This is a genomic window from Mycolicibacter senuensis (assembly GCF_003284925.1).
GTDB lineage: Bacteria > Actinomycetota > Actinomycetes > Mycobacteriales > Mycobacteriaceae > Mycobacterium > Mycobacterium algericum_A.
Map to the genome: position 1 here is coordinate 1 of NZ_QMEX01000064.1, position 21,813 is coordinate 21,813.

A 21,813-nucleotide genomic window follows, 5' to 3' on the forward strand; every position below is an offset into this window, starting at 1 on the left:
AGCAGTTGCGTCGAACTCGCAGAGCTTGCTGCCGCAACTGCTTGCGGAGTTGCCGCAGCAGCTTGGCGGCCTGTCGACCGGGGCGGCCGCAGCAATGCCGGCGCAGGTAGACGCCTTGCTGCCGCTGGCCGGGATCGAGGCGGTGAACATCCTGCTGGGGCCCGCCTCATTCGGCTTGCAGACCGCGCGCACGGTCTCGGCGGTCGGCTCCTTCGCGTTGGCGGGGAACGCCTATCTGATCACCCATGGCAACGCCGGTGTGGGCGCGGCCGGGGCGGCCGCGCCGGTCCTGGCCAAGGAAGCGGCACCGGTGCCGGAGCCTGCCGGCGGTCGCCATGCCGTACTCGCGCACATGGGCGGCGATACGCCGCCGGTGGGGCAGCTGTCGGTGCCGCCGGCGTGGGCCGACGCCACCCCGGCTGGGGCCGCTAGTGAAGACCCGGTGTGGCTGGCGGATACCGATCTTCCCGATGTGTCGCCGGACGGTGTGATGGCTGACGTTCCCGGTGCCGCTCCGGCGATGGGCATGGGGCCGATGGCGGCAATGATGGCCGGTGCGGTGGGGCGCCAGTCGGTCGCCGGCGCCTTACGCGTCGCACCTGACCGCTTCAAGATGCCGCGCCCGTCCTTTGGCGGCTAGCCGATGCGCTCGAACGGGCCGTTCGATGTTTGACTTCGGTGCCCTGCCACCCGAGATCAATTCGACCCGAATGTATTCCGGTCCGGGGTCGGGGCCGATGCTGGCGGCGGCAGCGGCCTGGGACGGCATCGCCGCGCAACTGGAGTCGGTGGCAACCGGTTACTCCGCAACGATCTCGACACTGCAGGGGCAGCACTGGTCGGGTCCAGCCTCGGACGCGATGGCGGCGGCCGCTTCCCGGTATATGGCGTGGGCGACGGCGACCGCGGGTCATGCCGAACAGACCGCAGCGCAGATCCGGGCGGTGGCGGCCGCTTACGAGGCGGCGTTCGCCGCGACCGTGCCGCCGGCGGCGGTGGCGGCCAATCGTGCCCAGCTGGCGACGCTGGTGGCCACGAATTTCTTCGGGCAGAACACCTTGGCGATCGCGGCCACCGAGGCTCTCTACGCCGAGATGTGGGCTCAGGACGCTGCCGCGATGTATGGCTACGCTGCAGGCTCGGCGCAGGCGAGCACGCCGGCGCGGTTTCAACACCCGCCGCAGACCACCGACCCGGGCGGCCAGCCCACCCAGCACGCCGCGGCGGCACGCGCTGTCGCCGAGGCTGTCACGCAAGATACGAAACTGCTTCTCTGCGAGCTGGTTTCCGGTAGCCAACAGCCGTCACAGATTCTTACCGCAGCAACGGCGCAGTCACCGCCGGTGAGCGTGGCCCAGGCGGTGCCGCCGGCGTCGGTGCCGATAATCGCCCAAGTGGCTGCTTTTGGCCCGTCGTTGGGGGTGCTGAGCGTAGCTCAACAGGTGGTCTTCACGACCGGGTCGCAGGGCATCTTCGGGATGGCGATCTTGAATGCACAAGACCAAGCGGCCGCCGCGGCCGCGCCGCCCGACACGGTTTTCGTGGACGATGCACTCCGAAGCGCCCCGACGGGTGTTCCGGCAGCGGTGCTGGCGGGTGCGGGCAAGGCGGCGCCGGTGGGACGGCTGTCGGTGCCGCAGCACTGGTTGACGGCAACGCAGGCGGCGAACACCACCGACCCGGCAGCGCGATCACCGCGACCGGCGACCGTTGCGATAGCCGCAGAGCCGGCCAACGGGTCGCGGCCCCCCGCGGGCCACCCCCCGGCGGGCGTGCTGGGGCCGATGGACCGTGGTGCGTCGCACACCCGCGGGACCGCGGTGTTTCGTATGCGGGATCGGCGCTTCTGGATGCCGCGGCCACCTGCGGCGGGGTAAGCACGGGGTTAGCGCCGTCGTCGTGCGTCCGGCTCAGGGCACCAGCACCACCTTGCCGACGTTCTCCCGCGCAGCCAGGATGCGGTGGGCTTCCGGGGCGTTGGCAAAGGGCACCGCGGCGTGCACGATGGGCGCCGCGGTACCGTCGGCCAGCGCCTGCGACAGTGGTGCGATCCAGGGTCCGAGCGTGCCGCGGTCGTCCCACAGCCGCAACATGTTCAGGCCGATCACCGTCTTGGATTGCTCCATCTGCGTAAGCAGGCTGAAACCCCGCAGCATCGCCAGCGCCTGCGGGGCCGCCCGGCGCAGCGATCGCTTCTCGCCCCGCTGCAGCGATGAAAGCCCATAGGCGACAAGCCGTCCGCCGGGACGCAACAACGCCATCGACCGCCGCAGCGAGGTACCGCCGAGCCCGTCGAGCACGACGTCGTAGGGCGGCAGCCCTTTCCACCAGCCGGTCCGTCGGTAGTCGATGGCCCGGTCGATGCCGAGGGCCTCGAGCTGACCATGCTTGCCAGGTGACGAGGTCCCGTCTACAACGGCGCTGGCGGCCTTGGCCAGCTGGATCGCCGCGATACCGACGCCGCCGGCAGCCGCATGCACCAGCACGCGTTCGCCGGCCTGCAGGGACCCGTAGCCGTGCAGCGCCGCCCACGCCGTCGCATAGTTCACCGGTATCGCAGCGCCCTGTTCGAAGCTCATCGACGGTGGCAGCGGCACGGTGTCGGCGGCGTCGGCGTTGATGAGCTCGGCGTAACCGCCGAATCGGGTGCCGGCCACGATCCGCTCGCCGACCCGGGCCGGGTCCACACCCTCGCCGACCGCTTCGACGGTGCCCGCCACCTCGTAACCGACCACGCTGGGCACCTTCGGCGCATCCGGGTACAGCCCGACCCGGGCGAGGTGGTCGGCAAAGTTCACCCCGGCCGCACGCACCGCGATCCGGACCTGGCCGCTCGACGGCGGTGGCGGATCGGGGCGATCCTGCACTTCGAGCACCGAGGGAGGTCCGTGTTTGGTGATGACGACGACGCGCACGGGTTTCAGCCTATTGCGGTTCGGTCCATAATCCTGGCATGGACATTCTCGCTGAGCTGAACGCGTTGGTGGCGTTGTCGGGCGGTGCCGTCGGCGCAGCGGTGCGGGCGGTGTGCGCCCGCACGCTGGGCTTGCCGCCGCTGCCGGCCGAGGTGGTCGGTGATCAGGCCGGTGCCGATCCGGCGGTGGCAGAGTTCGCCGAACAGTTCAGCGTCGACGTTTCGGTGATCACCGAAGCCCAGCGCGACCGGCTGAGGGATGCCATGGGGGACAAGGCGTTCGACGCCGTCGTGCAGATGTACATCGCGGACTTCGTGCCGCGGGTGCGTGCCGGGCTGGAAGCGGTGGGTGTTTCGGTGTCGTGGCCGGAGACGATCGTGTGGGATCACTTCAGCCACCCGGGCGACGCGTTGTTCAACCGGTTCATGCCTGCCGTGGCGAGGCTGCGGTCGTTGGACGCGGTGACCTCCGAGGTGGTCCGGTTGCGCGGTGCGGCCCAGCACAACTGCCGGTTGTGCAAGTCGCTGCGGGAGACGACCGCCCTGGACGCCGGCGGATCCGAGTCGCTCTACGACGAGATCGAACGCTTCGAGTCCTCCCGGATGCTGAGCGAGTCGCAGAAAGCGGCGCTGCGCTACGTCGACGCGCTGATCTGGACACCGGCGTGCATCGACGCCGACGTCGCGGCCGGGGTGCGCCGGCACTTCACCGACGACCAGATCATCGAGCTGACACTGGATGTGATGCGTAACGCCGGCAACAAGATCGCGGTCTCACTCGGCGCCGACGCTCCGCGGGTGGCCGAGGGAACCGAGCCCTACCTGCTCAACGCGGATGGCCAGACCGTCTTCAGCTGACTGTGTCGGTGTGACGGGCGAGGAAGCCCAGGATCGCGTCGGCGAAGATGTCGTTGCGGTCGCCGGCGACCATATGCCCGGCACCGGCCACGTCGATGAACTCCACCTGCGGGAAGCGGGCCAGAAACAGCTCGGCGTTCTCGGCACTGACCAGGTCACTGAGCTGGCCGCGCACCAGCAGCATCGGCACGCCGTCGTTGAGGATATTGGCCACCGCGGCGTTGAGCCGGTCGACGTCGTGGATCTCAAGCGGCGAGAACTCGTCTGAGCCGCTGACGAACTTCGGGTCCCAGTGCCAATACCAGCGGTCTCCCCGGCGGCGCAGGTTGGTGGTGAGCCCCTCCAGGTCGGCGGGGCGGGGCCGGTGCGGGTTGTAGGCGGCGATCGCGTCGGCGACCTCGTCGAGTGAGCCGAAACCCGAATTCATCCGCTCGGCCATGAACGCCTGAATCCGTTCGGCGCCGGCGGCGTCCATGTTGGGCACGATGTCGACCAGCACCACCGCGCTGGCCGCACCGGGCGCCAGCTCGCCGGCCAGCAGCATCGCGGTGAACCCGCCCAGGGAGGCACCGACCACCACCGGATCCGGCGGCAGCGTGCGCAGCACCTCGTGAACGTCGGTGGCGAAGCTGACCAGCCGGTAGTCGCCTTCGCTCGCCCAATCCGATTCGCCGTGGCCACGGAGGTCGACGGTGATGGCCTGCCAGCCACGCTCGGCCACCGCGGCGGCTGCGCGGGCCCACGAGCGCCGGGTCTGGCCGCCGCCGTGCAGGAACACCACCGCGCGTGCCTCGGGGTCACCGTGACGGTCGGCGATGATCCGGACATCGCCGGGGGTGCGGGTGACGAACGTTTCCGCGGTCATGGTGGGATCGTAAGCCGGTGCCGATGGGCGCTGCTCAACTGCCCGACAAAAACCCTTGTTGAGCTGCTTGTTTCCGGACTAGGATGGGGGCCTCACCGGCTGGGGAGGGCGCCATGGCCCGATTTCTCGCACTGGCCTACGCGGTGCTCAACTATCTGGTCTTCCTGGCGGTCTTCCTCTACGCCGTCGGCTTCGTCGGCGACTTCGTGGTGCCGCGCACCGTGGACCACGGCCTGGCGGCGCCGACCGGCCGCGCGATCGTGATCGACGTGCTGTTGCTGGGCTTGTTCGCGGTGCAGCACAGTGTGATGGCGCGACCGGCGTTCAAGCGATGGTGGACGCGACGGGTACCGCCGGATATCGAACGCAGCACCTACGTTCTGGCGTCGAACCTCGTTCTGGCCCTGCTGTTTTGGCAGTGGCGTCCGATCCCGGCGATCATCTGGGATGTCGCGTCGCCGGTGGGACGGACCGCGCTGTGGGTGCTGTTCTGGATCGGGTGGGCGATCGCGCTGGCATCGACCTTCATGATCAGCCACTTCGACCTGTTCGGGCTGCGCCAGGTCTACCTCGCGTGGCGCGAACAGCCCTACCAGCCGGTTGGTTTCCGCGCCTTGGCGCTGTACCGGGTGGTGCGCCACCCACTGATGCTGGGGTTCGTGATCGCGTTCTGGGCCGCGCCCACCATGACCGCCGGCCACCTGCTGTTCGCGGCGGCGAGCACCGGCTACATCCTGATCGCGCTGCAGCTGGAGGAACGGGATCTGTCGGGGATGCTCGGTGAGGAGTATCAGCAATACCGTCGCCGGGTGCGGATGCTGATTCCGGTCCCCAGGCACGACGTCGCGTCGCGGTAGTTCAGGCGAACGGCTGCAGGAGGAACCGCCCGCGCCGCAAGCTGCCGGACGTGCCGCAGCCGACGGGGACCGGCGGGCGCAGCGGGAGGGGCGTCGACGCCTTCCTGGCGGCCGCGCAGGGAGGCGATTTCGACGCCCTGTTGCGGGTGCGCGGTCCCGACATCACATGCCGTCAACACACGCTGCGCGGGGTGGCGGTCATGACGGGATCCTCCGCGATCGCCGAGGCGGTTCGCCGAGGCCAGGGGGCGCGCGGCGCGGCTGGCCGGCATGGATCTGCCGCAGCATCCCCAAGCGCTCGGCAGCGCCCATCAGCCGCCACGGAGGTGAACGTCGGACGGTTGCGGCGCACCGGGGCGTGGTCGGCGGTCATCCCGCGCGCTAATCTCTTGGTCGTGCGAAGGCCTCGCGCCGACGCCGACCGACGACCTTGCGGGACGGTCATCCGCAGCTAGTTGGTGCCTGGGGCGGTAGCTCAGTCGGTTAGAGCCGCGGACTCATAATCCGTTGGTCGCGGGTTCGAGCCCCGCCCGCCCCACCATCTCTGTGTATTACGTCGGGTGATGTTTGACGTTTCGGCTTCGGGTGATGGCTGACAGTGTTTCGGCTGATGGTTGACAGTTACTTCGGTTGATCCTTGACACTCCCTGGATGAGGGAGTTGAGCGTGGCTGAGCAGCGGTATCAAGCGGTGTTGTCGGTGATCGCCGACGGGCTTTCGGTGGTGCAGGCCGCTGAAAAGGCGAATGTGTCGCGGCAGACAATGCATGGCTGGCTGGCCCGGTATGAAGCCGAGGGCTTCGAAGGGCTCAAGGACCGGTCGCATCGGCCGGTGAACTGTCCGCATCAGATGCCGGCCGAGGTTGAGGCGGTGGTGTTGGAGTTGCGGCGGTCGCGGCCGTATTGGGGGCCGCGGCGGTTGGTGTTCGAGCTGGATAAGCGGGATGTGAGGCCGCTGCCGTCGGAGTCGGCGGTCTATCGGGCGCTGGTGCGGGCCGCCTTGATCGATGCCGAGTCGCGGCAGCGGCGGTCGCGGAAATGGAAACGCTGGGAGCGTAGCGCTCCGATGGAGCTGTGGCAGATGGATATCGTCGGCGGGTTCCCGCTGGCCGATGGCACCAGCGCCAAGGCATTGACCGGTATCGATGACCATTCCCGGATGTGTATCAGTGCGCACTTGATGCCGCGGGAACGTACCCGGGCGGTCTGCGATGGGCTGCGCGCGGCACTGGATCGCTATGGGGCACCCGAGCAGATCTTGACCGATAACGGCAAGGTGTTCACCGGGCGGTTTCATCATCCGCCGGTGGAGGTGCTCTTCGATGCGATCTGTCGCCAACACGGTGTTGAGCATCTGTTGACTCAACCGCGCAGTCCTACGACGACGGGCAAAATTGAGCGTTTCCATCGCAGTTTGCGTGCTGAGTTCCTCAGCGACCGAAAGCCTTTCGCTACCCTGAAACGTGCTCAGCAGGCCTTGGACGAGTGGGTTGGCTACTACAACACCGTCCGGCCCCACCAAGCCATCGCCATGGTGCCCCCTGCTGAGCGGTTCAGCGCGGGCGTGACCGTCGCTGCGGTCGCGAGCCCATCGAGTGCGGCCGGTACCGACCGCGGCGGTGATGACTGGGTGTCGCGCCGGGTCACCACCAACGGCGTCGTCAGCGTGGCATGGCAGCAAGTCAGCGTGGGAGCCCATCATGCCGGCTCGCGTTGCGATGTCCATGTCGACGGGGATCTGCTGCGGTTTTTCATCGGCGATGATCTGGTCAAGACCGCCGCCCGCACCAGCCGTGGTGAGGTAAGAAACAAACGGGCCTTCCGCAGCCGCGAACAGGCCTGACCACTAACCTGGAGTGTCAAGGATCAACCGAAGACGATCGGTCAAGCATCACCCGAAGTTCAACAGCCCCACCATCTCTGTGTATTACGTCGGGTGATGGTTGACGTTTCGGCTTCGGGTGATGCCTGACAGTGTTTCGGCTGATGCTTGACAGTTACTTCGGTTGATCCTTGACACTCCCTGGATGAGGGAGTTGAGCGTGGCTGAGCAGCGGTATCAAGCGGTGTTGTCGGTGATTGCCGATGGGCTTTCGGTGGCGCAGGCCGCTGGAAAGGCGAATGTGTCGCGGCAGACGATGCATGGCTGGCTGGCCCGGTATGAAGCCGAGGGCTTCGAAGGGCTCAAGGGCCAGTAAACCCGCATTCCCACGACTGACCACCGTGTCCAGAGTTACCGTAGTGGCACCTGTAACGAAATGAGTGTTGTGGGAACAGTCAGTCCCTTCCGTCTCACCGTCGGCGTCGCGACGCTGGCTACCGGCGCCCTCATCGCACCGCTCGCGGTGACGCCGCGAACTGACGTCGTCGTGCGCGCGGCCGAGCTGGCCGCCAGCCCACTCGAACCGTATGTCGACCTGTTCACCAACACCGTCGACAACCTGGGCGCCCTCGCTGGCCACTGGGTGGAGGACCCGCTGCCGGTCGTCGTCCAATTGTTCGCCAACGGATTCGGCTACCTGCAGGCGACGTTCGACGCGTTCGATGCCACCTTCTCGTCGTTCGTCGACGGGGTGATCAACTTGCCCGACCAGCTTGACACCCTGTTCGACGCCATCTCGTCGGAGGACATCGTGGGTGCCGTGGCGGAGGCGATCATCATCGTGCTCAGTGCCTTTCCGGTCTTCGGGCTGGTGGACCGGCTGGTGGCGATTCCCATCGAGATCGCCGGAAACATCGTGAATGCGGCGACGGCTGCCCTTCACGCGCTGCAGGTGCCGGTCGGCCTTGCCGCGCTCAGCTCCCTGCAGGCCGCCGTCACCGAGATCGAGACGATCGCCCACGATTTCATCGAGGACCTGTCGGCCGGGGATCTCACCGGCGCGCTGGTCGGGCTGGTCGGCGCACCCGCCCAACTCCTCAACGCCTACCTGAACAGCGAAAGCCCGGGTCTGGCAGGCATTCTCATGCCTTTTCAGGATGTGAACCATACGGGCTTGGTCGACGCGCTGCTGAACTATCTGCCGCGCGCCGTCGCGGAGTCGATCGGCGCGCCGCATACGCCGATTGACGACTCGCCGGCGCCGGATTTCGGGGACATCGACGTGGGCGACCCTGGCGCCCTGCTGCCCGACCTCTGAATCACCCTGTGCTTGTGTGGGTTCCGGCACGAGATGCCGCGATCGGAGATCAAGTTAATCCGAAGAACCCATTGGGCTGCATCCGTGACCATGTCGTGTTACTTGCGTGATTTTTGGACCGCATTGTTACGGGCATTGCGCGGGTGTCGCGAGCGCGTGAGTCGGTGTCGTAGCCGAATGAGGAGTCTGGTCCGTGGTCGGTGGGTCCGCAGTTGCGCGTCCGCGGCGTCGCGTCGGGTCGATCGCCACTGGAGGTGTCGCAACACGCCGCCGGCGGTGGACCGCTGTAATCGCAGTGTTGGCAGTACTTCTCGGCGGCACCGGAGTTGCGGCCGGGTTGCCGCCCATGGCGTCGGCGGCGATCGCCCAGGCGCAGCACGTGGTGGCCGTGACCACCACGGCCGCTCCGGTGACCGCCGGCCTGGTTGCCGCCCCGGCGAGCCCGGCAACTCAGTACGCCATCGTCACCGCACCCGCGTACGGCACGGCGACGGTCAGCGGTGCCACGTTCACCTACACTCCGGCGAACGGCTACGTCGGCGTCGACGCCTTCAGCTACGCCGCCACCGACGGCAGCTCGTACTCGACACCGGCCACCGTCACCATCCACGTGCTGGCCCGTAATTCGGCGCCGCCCTCGCTGGCCACCGCCTGCACCGATCTGGGTCCGGCCTTCACCCCGGTGTGCACGGCGATCGGTGACCTCACCGATCCGCTGGTGCAGGCCTGCAGCACGGTGGGCTCGGTCGAGGCGTGCAGCTGGTTCGGTGGCAACAAGCACGGGTTGATCAGCGCCTGCTTCGACGTCGTCACCGGACAACTCGCGGTGACGTGCAAGACGCTTGACGCGGCGGCGCAACTGGTGGCCAGCCAGTGCCGGGCGGTCAACGGCCCGATCGACTACTGCGCGCTGCGCAACGGTAGCCCCATCGGCGATCGGTCCGTACAGAACTACCTGGCCGGTCCGGTGCACCGGGCGCTGGTCCAGCAGTATGAGCTGGGCCTAACCGTGCCGCTGGGGGAGGCCCAGATACCGGCCACCCACAACTCGTTCAACTACACGAATGCCAACATCCCGCCCACGTTGTCGGGAATGGACCCCGACCAGCTGTACTCGATGGTCCACCAGCTCGACCTGGACATGCGTTTCCTTGAGCTCGACCTACATTGGTACCCCAGCCTCGGCGCCCCCGGCGGGTACGCGCCGATCCTGTGCCACGGCTTCGACAACCACTTGGGCTGCACCTTCGAACGGACCGCGGCATCCGGCCTGCAGGAGATCCGCCGCTGGTTGGACGCCCACCCCGAGACGGTGATCATCCTGTACGTGGAGAACCGGCTCGACGATCCGGTCGACGACATCAGCAAGTCGCTGCCTGCCGGAGCCGCGGTCATTGAGAGCACTCTGGGCACCACCTCGGGGCGTGACCTGTTGTTCCGTCCCGAGCAGGTGCAGCCCGGTGCCACCTGTGAGACCCAGGCCATCCCGCTGCATGTGAGCTTGGCCCAGATCCGGGCGACGGGCAAGCAGGTGCTGCTCTACACCAGCGGGTGCGGCCACGATCCGGGGTGGGATGTGCTCGGCTTCAACGACAGCAACGTGGTGGAGAAGGGTATGCCGGTCACCGTGCAGTTCCCCGACTGCTACTTCACCAGGACGCAGTTCGAGAGTTCCTATACGCGGTTCTTCGACTCCAACACGCTGGTCGACGTGCTCGCCGGCGGGGGCAACCTGCTGCCGATGACGGCTGAGCAGATCCACGAGATGATGCGTTGCGGCGCCAACGCGCCCGGCCCGAACTTCGTGGACCCACATGCCGATCAGCTGGCGGGTTTCGTGTGGAGCTGGTCCTACGGTCAACCGCTGTCGGGCTCCGCCCAGCAATGCGCCGTGCACAATGGCGACGGCCGCTTCCAGGCCGAGTCCTGCGGCCAGTTCTTGCGCTACGCCTGCCAGGGCCCTGACGGCTGGCACATCAGCCCCGGCGCCGGTCAATTCGCCGGCGGCGCCCTGGGGTGCGTCGGCCAGGGCGGGTTCGCGGTACCGCGCACCGGATATCAGAACGAACTGCTCAAAGCGGCCAAGGCCCAGGCGGGTGTCGACCGGGTATGGCTGGCTTACACCGCCGGCAACGATGGGAACTGGACCATGGGAGCGACGCCCCCGCCAACACCGTCGGCACCGCTCAGACCGGCCACGCCGGGTCTGCCGCCGCTACCGATACCCGTCGCGCAGTTCCCGGGCCGGGTGTCCTGACTGCGGTGATTCCGGCCGCGGCTCGGCGGCCGGAATCACCACATCATCCCGTCGTGGTTCGGCAATCGCGTCACCGGCGTCTGGCGTCGCGCTTGCCGCCGTGCGGGTCAAGCGGCTGTGTGGTTACACGTTGAAGAACGCACTGAACAGCGCTTGGAACAGCTCGGGGAAGCTGAGTTCTGGAATCTCGTTGAACGTGGTCAGTCCCTGGGTAACTGAATCCGCCGCGTCGATCTGATCCGGCGTCAACCCGAAGTAGGCATTGTGGACTGCCAACCCGTACAGCACGTCCTGCCAGTTGGTGTTCCCCATCAGCAGGTCGAACCAGCTCTTGGTTAACGAGTGCGTCGTGTAGATGTCGCCGTCGATGTTGAATACCTCGGTGGGATACATGTTGGTGGGGACGGCGGCGGGGGTGGCGCCGAGCATCACGAAACGTAACGCGTCCTCGGGGACGCCGGCTTTCACCAGGTCGTCTTGGGCGTGAGCGGCTATCAGGCTGCTTTGGGAGTAGGTGAAGATGGTCAGCGGGTCGCTGCACACACCCGCATCGTCGCAGCCCATTGCGCCGGCGTTGTACTCGGCCAGGACCGCCTCGATAAGGACCTTTTCGCCGCCCGGAACGCTGTCCAGGAAGTCAAAGGAGTTGGGCAGCGTCAGCGCGTGCGACGACTCAACGGTGCCCTCGTAACCCAGCGGCTCGAGGTACAGGTCGATCCCATTGCTGATGTAGTTGGCACTCGGTGTCCCGATGCCGGTCGGGCCCAGGACTAGCGCCTCGTCCGAGCCGTAGAGGAAATCGTACTTATTCTCGTCGGCCGCGTTGGCTGTGCCAGCGAATGCCATCGCGGCGCCACACAGCGCGGCGCCGATTATCAGTCGCTTCATAGCTCCCCCTTTTTTTGCAAAGATCCCAGATGTGTCGTCCGGCTGTTTTGCTCGGCATGTGAATGCATCGACCGACACCTCCCCGGTGTAGATGTGAATCCTGCTGTGGCGGCAGTGGTTGCCGACACACGGATTATTGCCGGTGACGTCAATTTAATCCCCGGAATCGAAATAATCGCGCGCCGGTTACCGATGCCATGGCTGCTGATGCACTAAGTGAATGACCTCTGGAACATAAGCGGAAGATAAGCAGACGAGCGTCCATGGAAAAGGACCATCGGGTCTGTCCCGGGCCAACTATGCCATTGACAAATGGCACAATCGGTGATGTCATTTCGACCGTGAGGGAACCCCACGGCGCGGCGCTGCCCGCCATACCCGCCCGTGCGACGCTGCGGGCGGTGCTGTCAGCCGCAGCCACCCGCTGGACGCTGGGATGTCTCACCAGCGCGATCCCGATGAATCGACCCGGTGTCTGGTTCGGACGCGGGTTGATCGCCACCATCATGGCGGCGTTCGGCTCGATGCCCGGCGGCACACGGATCGTGCCGGTGACCGGGCCCGGGTTGCGGGAGGAGTGGGTGCTCGGGCCGGGCGTGGAGTTCGGCAAGCGCGCCGGCTACTACGTGCACGGCAGCGCCTACGTGATCTGCTCGGCGCGGACCCACCGCAAGCTGGTCGCGCGATGGTCACAGGCCACCGGCCTACCGATGTTCGTGGTGGATTACCGGCTGGCGCCCGAGCACCGGTTTCCCGCGGCAGCCGACGATGTCGAAGCCGGCTACCGGTGGCTGTTGGCCCAGGGGTATGCGGCATCCGACATCGTGATCGGTGCGGACTCCGCCGGCGGCCACCTGGCCTGTGACATGCTGCTCGCCCACGCCGATGACCCGCATTTCCGGCCCGCCGCTGTGGTGCTGTTCGCACCCTTGATCGACCTCAGCCTGGGGCTGGCCCTCCAGCAGGAAGCGGTGCGCCGCGACCCGGCCATGTCGGCCCGCGCCGCGCGCCGGATGGTGAGCCTCTACCTGCGCGGACATGACCAGGCCGACCCGCGCCTGCGGCTCGACTTCGCCCGGGCGGATCGGCTGCCGCCGACGCTCATTCAGGTCGGTGAATACGAGATGCTCAGCGCTGACGCACGGTACCTGGACGCCGAACTGCGCCGGGCCGGCGCGACCAGCACCCTGGAGATCTGGCCGGGGATGGTGCACGTCTTCCAAGCGCTGCCGCGGCTGGCGCCGGAAGCCGCAGCGGCGCTGCGGCGGGCGGCGGCCTTCATCGCCGATGCCTACGGCGACGAGCGATCCGACACCCTCGAGGGGGTGTCGTGACCTTCGGCATCGACACGGTGCTCAACGCCTTCCGGACCGACCGGCGCTCGGTCAAGGCCAAGGCGGTGATCACCGGTGCCGGCAGCGGTATCGGACGTTCCTTCGCCCTGGAACTGGTCCGCCGCGGCGGCAACGTCCTCTGCGCCGACATCGATGCCGACCGCGCGGCCGAGACCGTGGCACTGATCGAGCAGCTTCCCACCGGCACCGGGCACGCGGTGCAGTGCGATGTATCCGACCGTGCCGCAGTCGAGCAGCTGGCCCGGCATGCCCTGGAGGTCTTCGGCGGTGCGCCGACCCTGGTGATCAACAATGCCGGCGTCGGCATCGGGGGAAAGCCGGTCGGCGACATCGGCTTCCAGGACTGGGAATGGGCGCTCGGGATCAACCTGTGGGGGGTGGTCCACGGCTGTGAGATCTTCACACCGATCCTTCGCGAGGCCGGCCGCGGCGGGATCATCAACGTGGCATCGGCGGCAGGATTCGCTGCCGCGCCCTCGATGGCGGCCTACAACGTGTCCAAAGCCGGCGTCATGTCGCTGTCGGAGACGCTGGCCGCCGAACTCGATGGGACCGACATCGCGGTCACCATGTTGTGCCCGACCTTCGTCAAGACCAACGTCTTCACCGACGGCCGGATCACTCCCGGCTCGATGAGCCTCAGCCAGCAGCTGGCCCGCTGGACCGGATTGTCCGCGGACAGTGTCGCGGTGCGCACGCTGGACGCGCACGACAGCGGGCGGCTGTATGTGGTGCCACAGTTCGACGCCACCGTCATCTGGCACCTCAAGCGACATTTCCCCGCGCTGTATGCCCGTGGCGCCGGCCTGCTCGGCCGCGTCCTTCCCAAGAACTGAACCGTCTCACGAAAGGAATACAGCCGATCATGGCGATGGACCTGGACGACATGCTGCAGAAGATCAAAGACAAGCAGTGGGCCTTGGTCGATATCGACTGGGATGCCCCGGGAGCCGAGCTGATCGAGCCGGAGCTGTGGGCCAAGCTCAAACCCTTCATGATCGATCTGATGTGGATCGAGAACGTTGGTGCCCGGGGATTCGCCGCGTTGGCCAAGAAGGCGCCGACACCGACACTGAAGAGCATCTACGAGCACTTCCATGCCGAGGAGCAGAAGCACGCCAACGCCGAGCTCGCGCTGATGCGACGGTGGGGCATGCTGGAGGACGACGAAGTCCCGCCGCCGAGCGTCAACGTGCAGCTGGTGATCACCTGGCTCGACAAGTTCTCCGACAGCATGTCGTTGTCGATTCTGGGCACCGTCATCCCGATGCTGGAAGTGGCCCTCGACGGCGCACTGATCAAATTCATCACCGATGAAGTCAAAGACCCGGTGGCACAAGAGGTGTTCAAGCGTATCAACGCCGACGAGTCGCGTCATCTGGCGGTCGACTTCGAGGTGATGGACATCCTGGGCCACGCCAGCATCCGCAAGCTGGCTGTCGAGCTCGTCGGCAACTGGCTGAACCCGGCGCTGGTGGTCGGGACGTTGAGTTACTTCCCGCTGTTGAACAAGATGCGCGACAACATCGTGGCGATGGGCGTCAATGAGGAACGGCTCTACCAGGCGATGCGCCGGTTCCAAAACGTCGGTGAACGAAGCGCATTCGCCCGCCGGGTCCCGATGTACCGGTTGATCTCCTGGCACGGCAAGAAGGTGATCGACCGCAGCTCGAAGTACCACTGGCTGGCTGATTCGCTGGTGAAGGTCACCGGCGTCATCCCGGCGTCATTGGTCCGCCACGAGCCGAGTTGGTCGCGGGAACTGACCTATGAGCCGGTCGCCTGAAGGAGCAGCCGCATGACGATATCTGTAGCCATCGTCGGCGCCGGGTTCGCCGGCATCGGCGCCGCCATTCGCCTCACAAATCAGGGCATCACCGATTTCGTGATCTTCGAACGTGATTCGCGTGTCGGCGGCACCTGGCGGGACAACACCTATCCCGGCGCGCAATGTGATATCCCGTCACGGCTGTACTCCTACAGTTTTGCGCTCAACCCCGACTGGTCGCAGACGTATTCGGGTAGCGCTGAGATACTCGATTACATCGACGGGATGGTCGCGTCCGCCGGGATCGCCCCACATATCCGATTCCAGCACAACGTGACCGCGCTCGGTTATGACGCCGAGGCAGGCGAATGGACGATCGACTTCGAGGATCGGGAACCGGTGCGGGCCCGTGCCGTGATCGTGGCCTCCGGCCCGCTGGCCAATGCCAGCCTCCCGGATATCCCCGGAATCGACGACTACCAGGGCCGCAAGATCCATAGCGCCCGTTGGGATCACGACTACGACTTCGCCGGCAAGAAGGTCGCCGTCATCGGCACCGGCGCCAGCGGTGTGCAGATCATTCCGGAGCTCGTCAAGGTCGCCAAGTCGGTCAAGGTGTTCCAGCGCACGCCGGGCTGGGTGCTGCCCAAGGTCAACACCTCGACCAGCGGTCCGCTCAAATGGGTCTACAAGAACGTGCCCGCGGCGGAGAAGCTGATGCGGGCCGCCTGGTATTGGGGTCATGAGTCGGTTGCCCTCGGCGTGGTGTGGGACAGCCCGTTCACCCGACTGGTCGAAGCGGTCAGTGCCGCCAACCTGCGGTTGCAGGTGAAGGACCCGTGGCTGCGACGGCAGTTGACGCCGGACTTCTCCGCCGGCTGCAAACGGCTGCTGATGACCAGCGACTATTACCCGGCGTTACAGGCCGACAACTGCACCCTGGTGACCTGGCCCATCGCCCGCCTCTCGCCCAAGGGCATCCGCACTGTCGAGGGTATCGAGCACCGGTTCGACGCCATCGTGTTCGCCACCGGCTTCGACGTTCCCAAGGCCGGCACCCCGTATCCGATCACCGGGCGAGACGGGCGGGAGCTGGCCGCCGAATGGAGCGCTGGCGCCTACGCCTACCGCAGTGTGGCGGTATCGGGCTACCCGAATCTGTTCTTCACCTTCGGACCGAACTCGGGTCCCGGCCACAGCTCCGCCCTGGTCTATATGGAGGCCCAGATCGACTACATCGTCTCCGCAATAGCCAAACTCCTGCAGTTCGACTGGAAATCGCTGGATGTGCGGCCCGAAGTGCAGTCCCGCTACAACAAGGACATTCAGCGCCGCCTGGAATCGACCACCTGGAACTCCGGGTGCCAGAGCTGGTATCTGACCGAGGACGGCTTCAACGCCACGATGTTCCCGGGGTTTGCCACCCAATACGTCAACCAGCTCAAGACGGTTGACTTGAAGGACTTCAAGATCACCGTGGCGGAGACCAGCCGCGACCCGGTTCTGACCACATAGGCTGCACTGGTGGCCGAGTACCGGATCGACGACCTCGCACGGGAGGCGGGAACGACCACCCGCAACGTTCGGGTCTATCAGGAGAACGGTCTGCTGCCCCGACCGCAGCGCCGGGGCCGGGTCGCGATCTACACCGACCGGCACCTCAAGCAACTGAAGGCGATCATTCGCTTGCTCGGCGAGGGCTTCACGGTCAAGCACATCCTGAAGTTCCTCACCGGTCTGCAACGCGGCGAGGATCTGGTCGCGGTGTTGGATCTGGCCGATCTGGGCGAGCTGGTGACAGCGCCGTGGTCGAACCCGGTGTCGCAAACCATGTCCCGCGAACAGCTGGAGACGCGGCTCGGCAGCCTGGACGCCCCGATGCTGCGTCGGCTCGTCGAAGACGGGGTGATCGAGCCCAGCGACACCGAGAACAACTACCGGGTGATCGATCTGCGCCTCGTCGATGACCTGGCCGCGCTGATCGCGCGCGGTATGCCATTGCCGGCACTGCTGAACGCGGTCGGCGAAGTCGACCAGAAACTGGACGAAGCGGCCGGCGTGCTGGCCCGCAGCGGACATTCGGAGGTGGTGCGCCAGCGAGGGGCTGGATGGTTACCCGCCAACGACGACGAACTCGCGTGGGCCGCCGACTTGGTGGATGCCATGCGCCGGGTGGCACGACGAGCAGCGCACGCCAGCCTGGACCGGGCGTTCGACGCGGCGGTACGCACCGAGTTGCGGCGATACCGGCAGGAAAGCGACGAGCGCGCCACGCCCGCGGCGGACAACGGCTGACCTTGCGGCGTAGCGCCGCGGGCCGCGGTCCCGCCCGGTAGCGCCATCCGGTCGAGCCTGGCTATAGCGGACCGCCCGGACTAGAATGCTGAGTCCATGGCCATCCGGCGCGCGGTGCTCGTCATCGCCGACATCGGCGGATACACCGCCTACATGAACTGGAACCGGGGCAACCTGCTGTGTGCACAGACGGCGGTGGCCACCCTGCTGGAGTCGGTCATCGACGCCGCCAAGGGCATGAAGCTGGCGAAGTTGGAGGGCGACGCGGCGTTCTTCTGGGCACCCGACGGAGATGCCCGACTTCTGATCGGTGAACGGCTGGCCCGGATGCATCGGGCGTTCCTCGATCGGCAGGCACGCCTTGACAACGCCCGCGAATGCCGCTGTGAGAGCTGCGAGCAGCTGACGAATTTGTCGTTGAAGTTCGTCGCGCATCAGGGCGAAGTGGCCGAGCATAAGGTCAAGCGGCGCACCGAGTTGGCCGGCGTCGATGTCATCCTGGTGCATCGGATGCTGAAAAACCAAGTGCCGATACGGGAATACGTGCTGATGACCGACGCCGTCGCGCAGTGCCTCGACGAACCGATTCGCCGAGACTGCACGGCGCTGGTCCACGAGTTCGAGGGTCTGGGGCAGAAGTCGACGTACTACATGTGTCTGGTCCGATCGGCGGTGCAACCGTCGACCGCCCTGGGACTGGGCAACCGGCTGAAGCTGCGGTGGAACCGGTTGCCATTCCTGATCGGGGCCAAGGAACCCTGCGAGGGATTCCGCAGTCTGGATCGTGGCGCCCCCGAACTCTCGGCGGGCTGACCGGCTACAGCTTTCCGGCGACGAAGTCCGCGGCCTCGTTGACCATCCCTGATGAGATATAGGCGCTGGCCAGGTGCTGCGGCCAATTCTCCTGCCAGGTATTCGGGTCGGCGGGGTTGCAGATCGGGTCGGCGCCATGACACTGCTCGATGGTCCGATCGTTGTAGACCGGGTTGAAGTTCGTGATGGGACCGACCCATTGACTGCCGTTGCCGAACAGTGCGACCGCCGCGATGTGCTCGTCGGCACCCGGTGGCAGGGGATTGGTGAAGCCGAACGCCGAGAAGGGGACGGCGAGCACCACGTCGGTGACTGCGGCGCCCAGTGAGTAGCCCCCCGGCACGATGCGGGTGTTCGGGCATCCGTTGATCGTGTTCTGGATGCGGGCGCTCATGTCGTTGGCGCCCTGGTCGATCTGATTGTCAGCGGGGTAGTTCACCGCATACAGACTGACGTTCTTGGAAGTCTTGGCGCGCAGCGCGCTGACGAACGCGTTGCCGACCGCGCCGGCCCCGGGTGATTCCAAACGCCCACGGGCGAACACCACTTCGACGTCGGGGCAGGCCGCGCTGGCCGGGGCAACCGCGCCGGGCGCCCCGGCGGGGATCACGACGGGGGCGGTCAGCAGCGCTGCCGCCAGCACAGTGACCCGACTTGTGAGTCGCAATCGGCGGGCCGAGGAATCGCTCACGAAGTGGATAGTAGTGGTCCGCCGACCCACTGTCGCCACCGGCTCCGGCTCGGTCGACGTACCTGGTCCAGCGGTGGCGTCGCGCCGCCTCAGCTGCCCCGCGACTCTTCGAGATACGCCGCCAGCGCGTTGGTCAGTCCGCGGCGGGCCTCCTCGAGATCGGCGTACGAGCCCAGCTGGCGTTCGGAGACCAGCCCGCGCATCGCACCCGGAATGAGAGCGGCCACCTCACGCACCCGCTGTGGATCGACCCCCAGACCGGCGAACGCACTGTGGCAGGTCTGCAGCCAGCTTTTGCCCCAGGAGAACAACTCCGCCGCGGTGCGCGGGTACAGCCGTTCCAGCTCACCGTGGTCGCGCGGTAGCGCGGCGCGCAGGTTCTCGATCGCCCGCGAGTCCTGTGACGCCAACCCGTCATAGAGCGTGTCGATGATCGCGGCGACCCGATCCCGCAGCGGCGCATTCGTTTTCACACCCGTGAATGCCGCCATCGCCGCATCGCGGCGTTCGGCGGTCCGGTGCAGCACCGCCGCCCAGAAGCCGTCGACGTCGCCGAACTGATACTGCACCGCACCCCAGGTGGCGCCGCTCTCCTTGGCGATCCGGCTCGCCGACACCGCGCCCGGGTCGCCGGTGGCCAGTGAGCGCACCGCGGCGTCGAGCATCGCCTCACGGGTCGCCAGCCCCCGCTTGTTGCTGCGCCGCGGCGCCGGTTGCGTCATCCCGGGAATCCTAGCAATGTTTCCATAGCACCCCCTATGATTCTGGTGCGGGCCGAACTATGCTGCGGAAGTCGGCTCGGTCGAGGCTTCGGAGAGAGGACATCTGCGCATGGCTAAACCGCCGCTGTCGATGAAGCCGACCGGCTGGTTTCAGGTCGCCTGGTCCGACGAGATCGGTGTCGGCGAGGTGCACAGCATGAAGTACTTCGATCAGGAGATGGTCGCCTGGCGTGCCGAATCCGGCCAGCTCACCGTGATGAACGCCTACTGCGAGCATCTCGGGGCGCACCTGGGCTACGGCGGCACCGTCTGCGGCGAGGTGCTGCAGTGCCCGTTTCACGGCTGGCAGTGGAACTCCCAGGGCCGCAACGTCTGTATCCCCTACCAGGACAAGCCCAACCGCGGCCGGCGGATCGGCACCTACCCGGTCGTCGAGCGCAACGAGTCGGTCTACATCTGGCATGACGTAGACCGGCGCGAGCCGTATTTCGACCCGCCCGATGTGTTTGCCAGCTTCGATGACCGCACCGCCGCCGACTATTACCCGCAGCAGCGGCTTTTCCGGCAGTCTCTCGAGATGCACCCGCAGTATGTGCTCGAGAACGGGGTGGATTTCGCCCATTTCAAATACGTGCACCGCACCCCGATCGTGCCGGTGTTCACCCGCCACGACTTCGCCGAACCGGTGTCCTACGTGGACTTCACCATCACCTTCGAGGGCGACGACGGCCAGCGGATCGAAGATGTCAACAGTGGGGTGGAGGCCATCAACGGCGGTCTGGGCATCGCGGTGACCAAGAGTTGGGGCATGATAGACAACCGCACCATCTCGGCGATCACCCCCGTCGACGATTCCACCTCCGACGTGCGTTTCATGGTCTACATCGGCCGCGCGCCGGCCGGCGGTTCAGCGAGGCTCGACGGAGGAGAGGCGAAGCTGGGACCGCCGCATGAACCCGGCGATCCCGGCCGCGCCGAGGCCCGTGCGGGTGAGTTCGGGCGGGAAGTGATCCGCCAATTCGAACAGGACATCCACATCTGGTCGCACCAGCGCTATTCGGACCCGCCGGCCCTGGCCAGCGCCGAATACGAGGGCTTCACCGCAATCCGGCAGTGGGCCAAGCAGTTCTATCCCGATGGCATCGGCGGCAGTGCTGCCGAGGTCGCTGAAGCCACGGCCCAGAAAGGCTCATCCACATGACCGCATCCGACGCACCGATCCGCGTGTTCCAGGTCGCCACCGGCAATGTCGGTACCGAGATGATCAAGCGGATCGCGCCCCGCCCCGATCTCGAACTTGTTGGCGTGCATTGCTATTCACCCGACAAGATCGGCAAGGACGCCGGCGAGCTGGCCGGAACCTCGCCCAACGGGGTGATAGCGACCGGGACCGTCGAGGAGATCATCGCCGCCAAACCGGATGTGCTGACCTTCCACGGCGTGTTCCCCGACGAGGACCTCTACGTCAAGGTTCTGGAGGCGGGCATCAACATCGTCACCACCGCGGACTGGATCACCGGCTGGCACCGGGACCACAACCACCCGCACCCGTCGGGGAAGCCGGTGACACAACTGCTGGCCGAGGCGTGCGAAAAGGGCGGGTCGACCTTCTACGGCACCGGGATGAACCCGGGGCTCAACCAGATACTGGGCGTGGTCGCTGCGGCCGACGTCGCCGAGATCGAGAACGTCACCACCATCGAATCGGTCGACGTGTCATGCCATCACTCCAAGGAAACCTGGATCGAGGTCGGCTACGGCCAGCCGGCCGATGATCCGGAGATCCCGGCCAAGTTGGAGAAGTTCACCCGCGTCTTCGCAGACAGCGTGCTGATGATGGCCGACTGCTTCGACCTGACGCTCGACGAGGTCACTTTCGGCTACGAGCTGGGAGTGTGCACCAAAGACGTCGACCTGGGCTGGTACACCCTGCCCAAGGGTTCGTTGGGCGGCAACTACATCAAGTACCAGGGCATGGTCGACGGTGTGCCCCGCGTCGAAACGCACCTGGAATGGCAGATGACCCCGTACACCGAACCGAACTGGAAGATCAAGGGCTGCTACATCACCCGGGTCACCGGCGATCCGTGCGTGTACAACAAGCACATGATCTTGCCGAAGCCCGGCGTCGACCTGTCCGACCCGGACAACTTCGCCTCGATCGGGATGACCGTGACCGGACTGCCCGCACTCAACGCGATCAGTTCGGTGGTGGCCGCCCGTCCGGGCCTGTTGACCAGTGCCGACCTACCGTTGCGGGGTTTCGCCGGCCGCTTCAAACTCTGATCGGCCGGGGCGGCCGAGCGTTAGGGACGCGCCGGTGTCCCCGCCGAACCGCCCGCCGTAGCCGACGAATCGGGCAGCGGCGTGCCGGAACTGCCTTCGGGCAGC

Annotated in this window: 20 protein-coding genes, 1 tRNA gene and 1 pseudogene; 17 read left to right on the forward strand and 5 right to left on the reverse strand. The window is 66.5% G+C overall.

Annotated elements, in window-relative coordinates; all coding sequences use genetic code 11:
* Both DQP56_RS14775 and DQP56_RS25585 read left to right on the forward strand, forming a co-directional pair.
* The coding region (locus DQP56_RS14775) for a PPE family protein, SVP subgroup (protein WP_435673867.1) at positions 1-640 on the forward strand (640 nt) is incomplete at its 5' end.
* A gap of 25 nt (positions 641-665) precedes the next feature.
* Complete coding sequence (locus tag DQP56_RS25585) at positions 666-1,877, forward strand: PPE family protein (RefSeq protein ID WP_112686626.1); 1,212 nt, start codon at positions 666-668, stop codon at positions 1,875-1,877.
* A gap of 33 nt (positions 1,878-1,910) precedes the next feature.
* Here the strand turns inward: DQP56_RS25585 and DQP56_RS14785 are convergent, their stop codons facing one another.
* Positions 1,911-2,915, reverse strand: coding sequence for a zinc-binding dehydrogenase (locus tag DQP56_RS14785; protein ID WP_112686628.1), 1,005 nt, complete (start codon positions 2,913-2,915; stop codon positions 1,911-1,913).
* A gap of 38 nt (positions 2,916-2,953) precedes the next feature.
* Between DQP56_RS14785 and DQP56_RS14790 the strand changes: the two genes are divergently transcribed.
* A complete protein-coding gene (locus DQP56_RS14790; RefSeq protein ID WP_112686630.1) occupies positions 2,954-3,772 on the forward strand; it encodes a carboxymuconolactone decarboxylase family protein in 819 nt (272 codons plus the stop codon).
* Here the strand turns inward: DQP56_RS14790 and DQP56_RS14795 are convergent.
* The gene (locus DQP56_RS14795) at positions 3,765-4,637 is read right to left on the reverse strand and encodes an alpha/beta fold hydrolase (RefSeq protein ID WP_112686632.1); all 873 of its coding nucleotides are present in this window, start codon (positions 4,635-4,637) and stop codon (positions 3,765-3,767) included. The genes DQP56_RS14790 and DQP56_RS14795 overlap by 8 nt on opposite strands.
* A gap of 113 nt (positions 4,638-4,750) precedes the next feature.
* Between DQP56_RS14795 and mddA the strand changes: the two genes are divergently transcribed.
* The 6 genes and pseudogenes from mddA to DQP56_RS14830 all read left to right on the forward strand — a co-directional run bounded on the left by mddA (position 4,751) and on the right by DQP56_RS14830 (position 10,890).
* Positions 4,751-5,494 (forward strand): methanethiol S-methyltransferase, encoded by a 744-nt coding sequence (gene mddA / locus DQP56_RS14800; protein ID WP_112686634.1) that lies wholly within the window; start codon positions 4,751-4,753, stop codon positions 5,492-5,494.
* Between the two features lie 464 nt (positions 5,495-5,958).
* Positions 5,959-6,035: transfer RNA gene (locus DQP56_RS14810), tRNA-Ile, on the forward strand.
* Positions 6,036-6,145: 110 nt separating this feature from the next.
* Positions 6,146-7,336, forward strand: coding sequence for an IS481 family transposase (locus tag DQP56_RS14815; protein ID WP_112686638.1), 1,191 nt, complete (start codon positions 6,146-6,148; stop codon positions 7,334-7,336).
* A gap of 184 nt (positions 7,337-7,520) precedes the next feature.
* Positions 7,521-7,679, forward strand: a pseudogene (locus DQP56_RS14820) (helix-turn-helix domain-containing protein); the annotation flags it as partial.
* An 81-nt stretch (positions 7,680-7,760) separates the two neighbouring features.
* Positions 7,761-8,633, forward strand: a complete 873-nt coding sequence (locus tag DQP56_RS14825; RefSeq protein WP_112686640.1) for a hypothetical protein — start codon at positions 7,761-7,763, stop codon at positions 8,631-8,633.
* A gap of 298 nt (positions 8,634-8,931) precedes the next feature.
* Positions 8,932-10,890 (forward strand): phosphoinositide-specific phospholipase C-related protein, encoded by a 1,959-nt coding sequence (locus DQP56_RS14830; RefSeq protein ID WP_133258937.1) that lies wholly within the window; start codon positions 8,932-8,934, stop codon positions 10,888-10,890.
* 123 nt (positions 10,891-11,013) lie between these two features.
* On the opposite strand, the gene DQP56_RS14835 is transcribed toward DQP56_RS14830, so the two are convergent.
* A complete protein-coding gene (locus tag DQP56_RS14835; protein WP_112686644.1) occupies positions 11,014-11,778 on the reverse strand; it encodes a PE-PPE domain-containing protein in 765 nt (254 codons plus the stop codon).
* A 341-nt stretch (positions 11,779-12,119) separates the two neighbouring features.
* Between DQP56_RS14835 and DQP56_RS14840 the strand changes: the two genes are divergently transcribed.
* The 6 genes from DQP56_RS14840 to DQP56_RS14865 all read left to right on the forward strand — a co-directional run bounded on the left by DQP56_RS14840 (position 12,120) and on the right by DQP56_RS14865 (position 18,009).
* Positions 12,120-13,112 carry an alpha/beta hydrolase gene (locus tag DQP56_RS14840; RefSeq protein ID WP_234825677.1) on the forward strand — a complete coding sequence of 331 codons (993 nt, stop codon included), beginning with the start codon at positions 12,120-12,122 and terminating at the stop codon, positions 13,110-13,112.
* Positions 13,109-13,969, forward strand: coding sequence for an SDR family NAD(P)-dependent oxidoreductase (locus DQP56_RS14845; RefSeq protein ID WP_112686646.1), 861 nt, complete (start codon positions 13,109-13,111; stop codon positions 13,967-13,969). Before DQP56_RS14840 ends, DQP56_RS14845 begins: the two co-directional genes overlap by 4 nt.
* Positions 13,970-13,998: 29 nt before the next feature.
* Positions 13,999-14,919, forward strand: a complete 921-nt coding sequence (locus DQP56_RS14850) for a ferritin-like domain-containing protein (protein WP_112686648.1) — start codon at positions 13,999-14,001, stop codon at positions 14,917-14,919.
* 12 nt (positions 14,920-14,931) lie between these two features.
* On the forward strand, positions 14,932-16,416 hold the full coding sequence (locus tag DQP56_RS14855) for a flavin-containing monooxygenase (protein ID WP_112686649.1): 1,485 nt from the start codon (positions 14,932-14,934) through the stop codon (positions 16,414-16,416).
* A gap of 9 nt (positions 16,417-16,425) precedes the next feature.
* Complete coding sequence (locus tag DQP56_RS14860) at positions 16,426-17,196, forward strand: MerR family transcriptional regulator (RefSeq protein WP_112686650.1); 771 nt, start codon at positions 16,426-16,428, stop codon at positions 17,194-17,196.
* 96 nt (positions 17,197-17,292) lie between these two features.
* Positions 17,293-18,009, forward strand: a complete 717-nt coding sequence (locus tag DQP56_RS14865) for a DUF2652 domain-containing protein (RefSeq protein WP_112686651.1) — start codon at positions 17,293-17,295, stop codon at positions 18,007-18,009.
* A gap of 4 nt (positions 18,010-18,013) precedes the next feature.
* Here the strand turns inward: DQP56_RS14865 and DQP56_RS14870 are convergent, their stop codons facing one another.
* Together DQP56_RS14870 and DQP56_RS14875 are read right to left on the reverse strand one after the other, a co-directional pair.
* Positions 18,014-18,700: a cutinase family protein gene (locus DQP56_RS14870; RefSeq protein WP_112686652.1), complete on the reverse strand. Its 687-nt coding sequence runs from the start codon at positions 18,698-18,700 to the stop codon at positions 18,014-18,016.
* 89 nt (positions 18,701-18,789) lie between these two features.
* Complete coding sequence (locus DQP56_RS14875) at positions 18,790-19,422, reverse strand: TetR/AcrR family transcriptional regulator (RefSeq protein ID WP_112686653.1); 633 nt, start codon at positions 19,420-19,422, stop codon at positions 18,790-18,792.
* Positions 19,423-19,531: 109 nt separating this feature from the next.
* Between DQP56_RS14875 and DQP56_RS14880 the strand changes: the two genes are divergently transcribed.
* Positions 19,532-20,623: a Rieske 2Fe-2S domain-containing protein gene (locus DQP56_RS14880; RefSeq protein ID WP_112686654.1), complete on the forward strand. Its 1,092-nt coding sequence runs from the start codon at positions 19,532-19,534 to the stop codon at positions 20,621-20,623.
* Complete coding sequence (locus tag DQP56_RS14885) at positions 20,620-21,708, forward strand: NAD(P)H-dependent amine dehydrogenase family protein (RefSeq protein ID WP_112686655.1); 1,089 nt, start codon at positions 20,620-20,622, stop codon at positions 21,706-21,708. Before DQP56_RS14880 ends, DQP56_RS14885 begins: the two co-directional genes overlap by 4 nt.
* Positions 21,709-21,813 lie beyond the last annotated feature (105 nt).

Bases quoted from the DNA above. Each gene is read 5' to 3' on its own strand.
- DQP56_RS25585 (WP_112686626.1), top strand. From the start codon at position 666: ATGTTTGACTTCGGTGCCCTGCCACCCGAGATCAATTCGACCCGAATG.
- DQP56_RS14790 (WP_112686630.1), top strand. From the start codon at position 2,954: ATGGACATTCTCGCTGAGCTGAACGCGTTGGTGGCGTTGTCGGGCGGT.
- DQP56_RS14795 (WP_112686632.1), bottom strand. From the start codon at position 4,637: ATGACCGCGGAAACGTTCGTCACCCGCACCCCCGGCGATGTCCGGATC.
- mddA (WP_112686634.1), top strand. From the start codon at position 4,751: ATGGCCCGATTTCTCGCACTGGCCTACGCGGTGCTCAACTATCTGGTC.
- DQP56_RS14815 (WP_112686638.1), top strand. From the start codon at position 6,146: ATGAGGGAGTTGAGCGTGGCTGAGCAGCGGTATCAAGCGGTGTTGTCG.
- DQP56_RS14835 (WP_112686644.1), bottom strand. From the start codon at position 11,778: ATGAAGCGACTGATAATCGGCGCCGCGCTGTGTGGCGCCGCGATGGCA.
- DQP56_RS14850 (WP_112686648.1), top strand. From the start codon at position 13,999: ATGGCGATGGACCTGGACGACATGCTGCAGAAGATCAAAGACAAGCAG.
- DQP56_RS14855 (WP_112686649.1), top strand. From the start codon at position 14,932: ATGACGATATCTGTAGCCATCGTCGGCGCCGGGTTCGCCGGCATCGGC.
- DQP56_RS14865 (WP_112686651.1), top strand. From the start codon at position 17,293: ATGGCCATCCGGCGCGCGGTGCTCGTCATCGCCGACATCGGCGGATAC.
- DQP56_RS14875 (WP_112686653.1), bottom strand. From the start codon at position 19,422: ATGACGCAACCGGCGCCGCGGCGCAGCAACAAGCGGGGGCTGGCGACC.
- DQP56_RS14880 (WP_112686654.1), top strand. From the start codon at position 19,532: ATGGCTAAACCGCCGCTGTCGATGAAGCCGACCGGCTGGTTTCAGGTC.
- DQP56_RS14885 (WP_112686655.1), top strand. From the start codon at position 20,620: ATGACCGCATCCGACGCACCGATCCGCGTGTTCCAGGTCGCCACCGGC.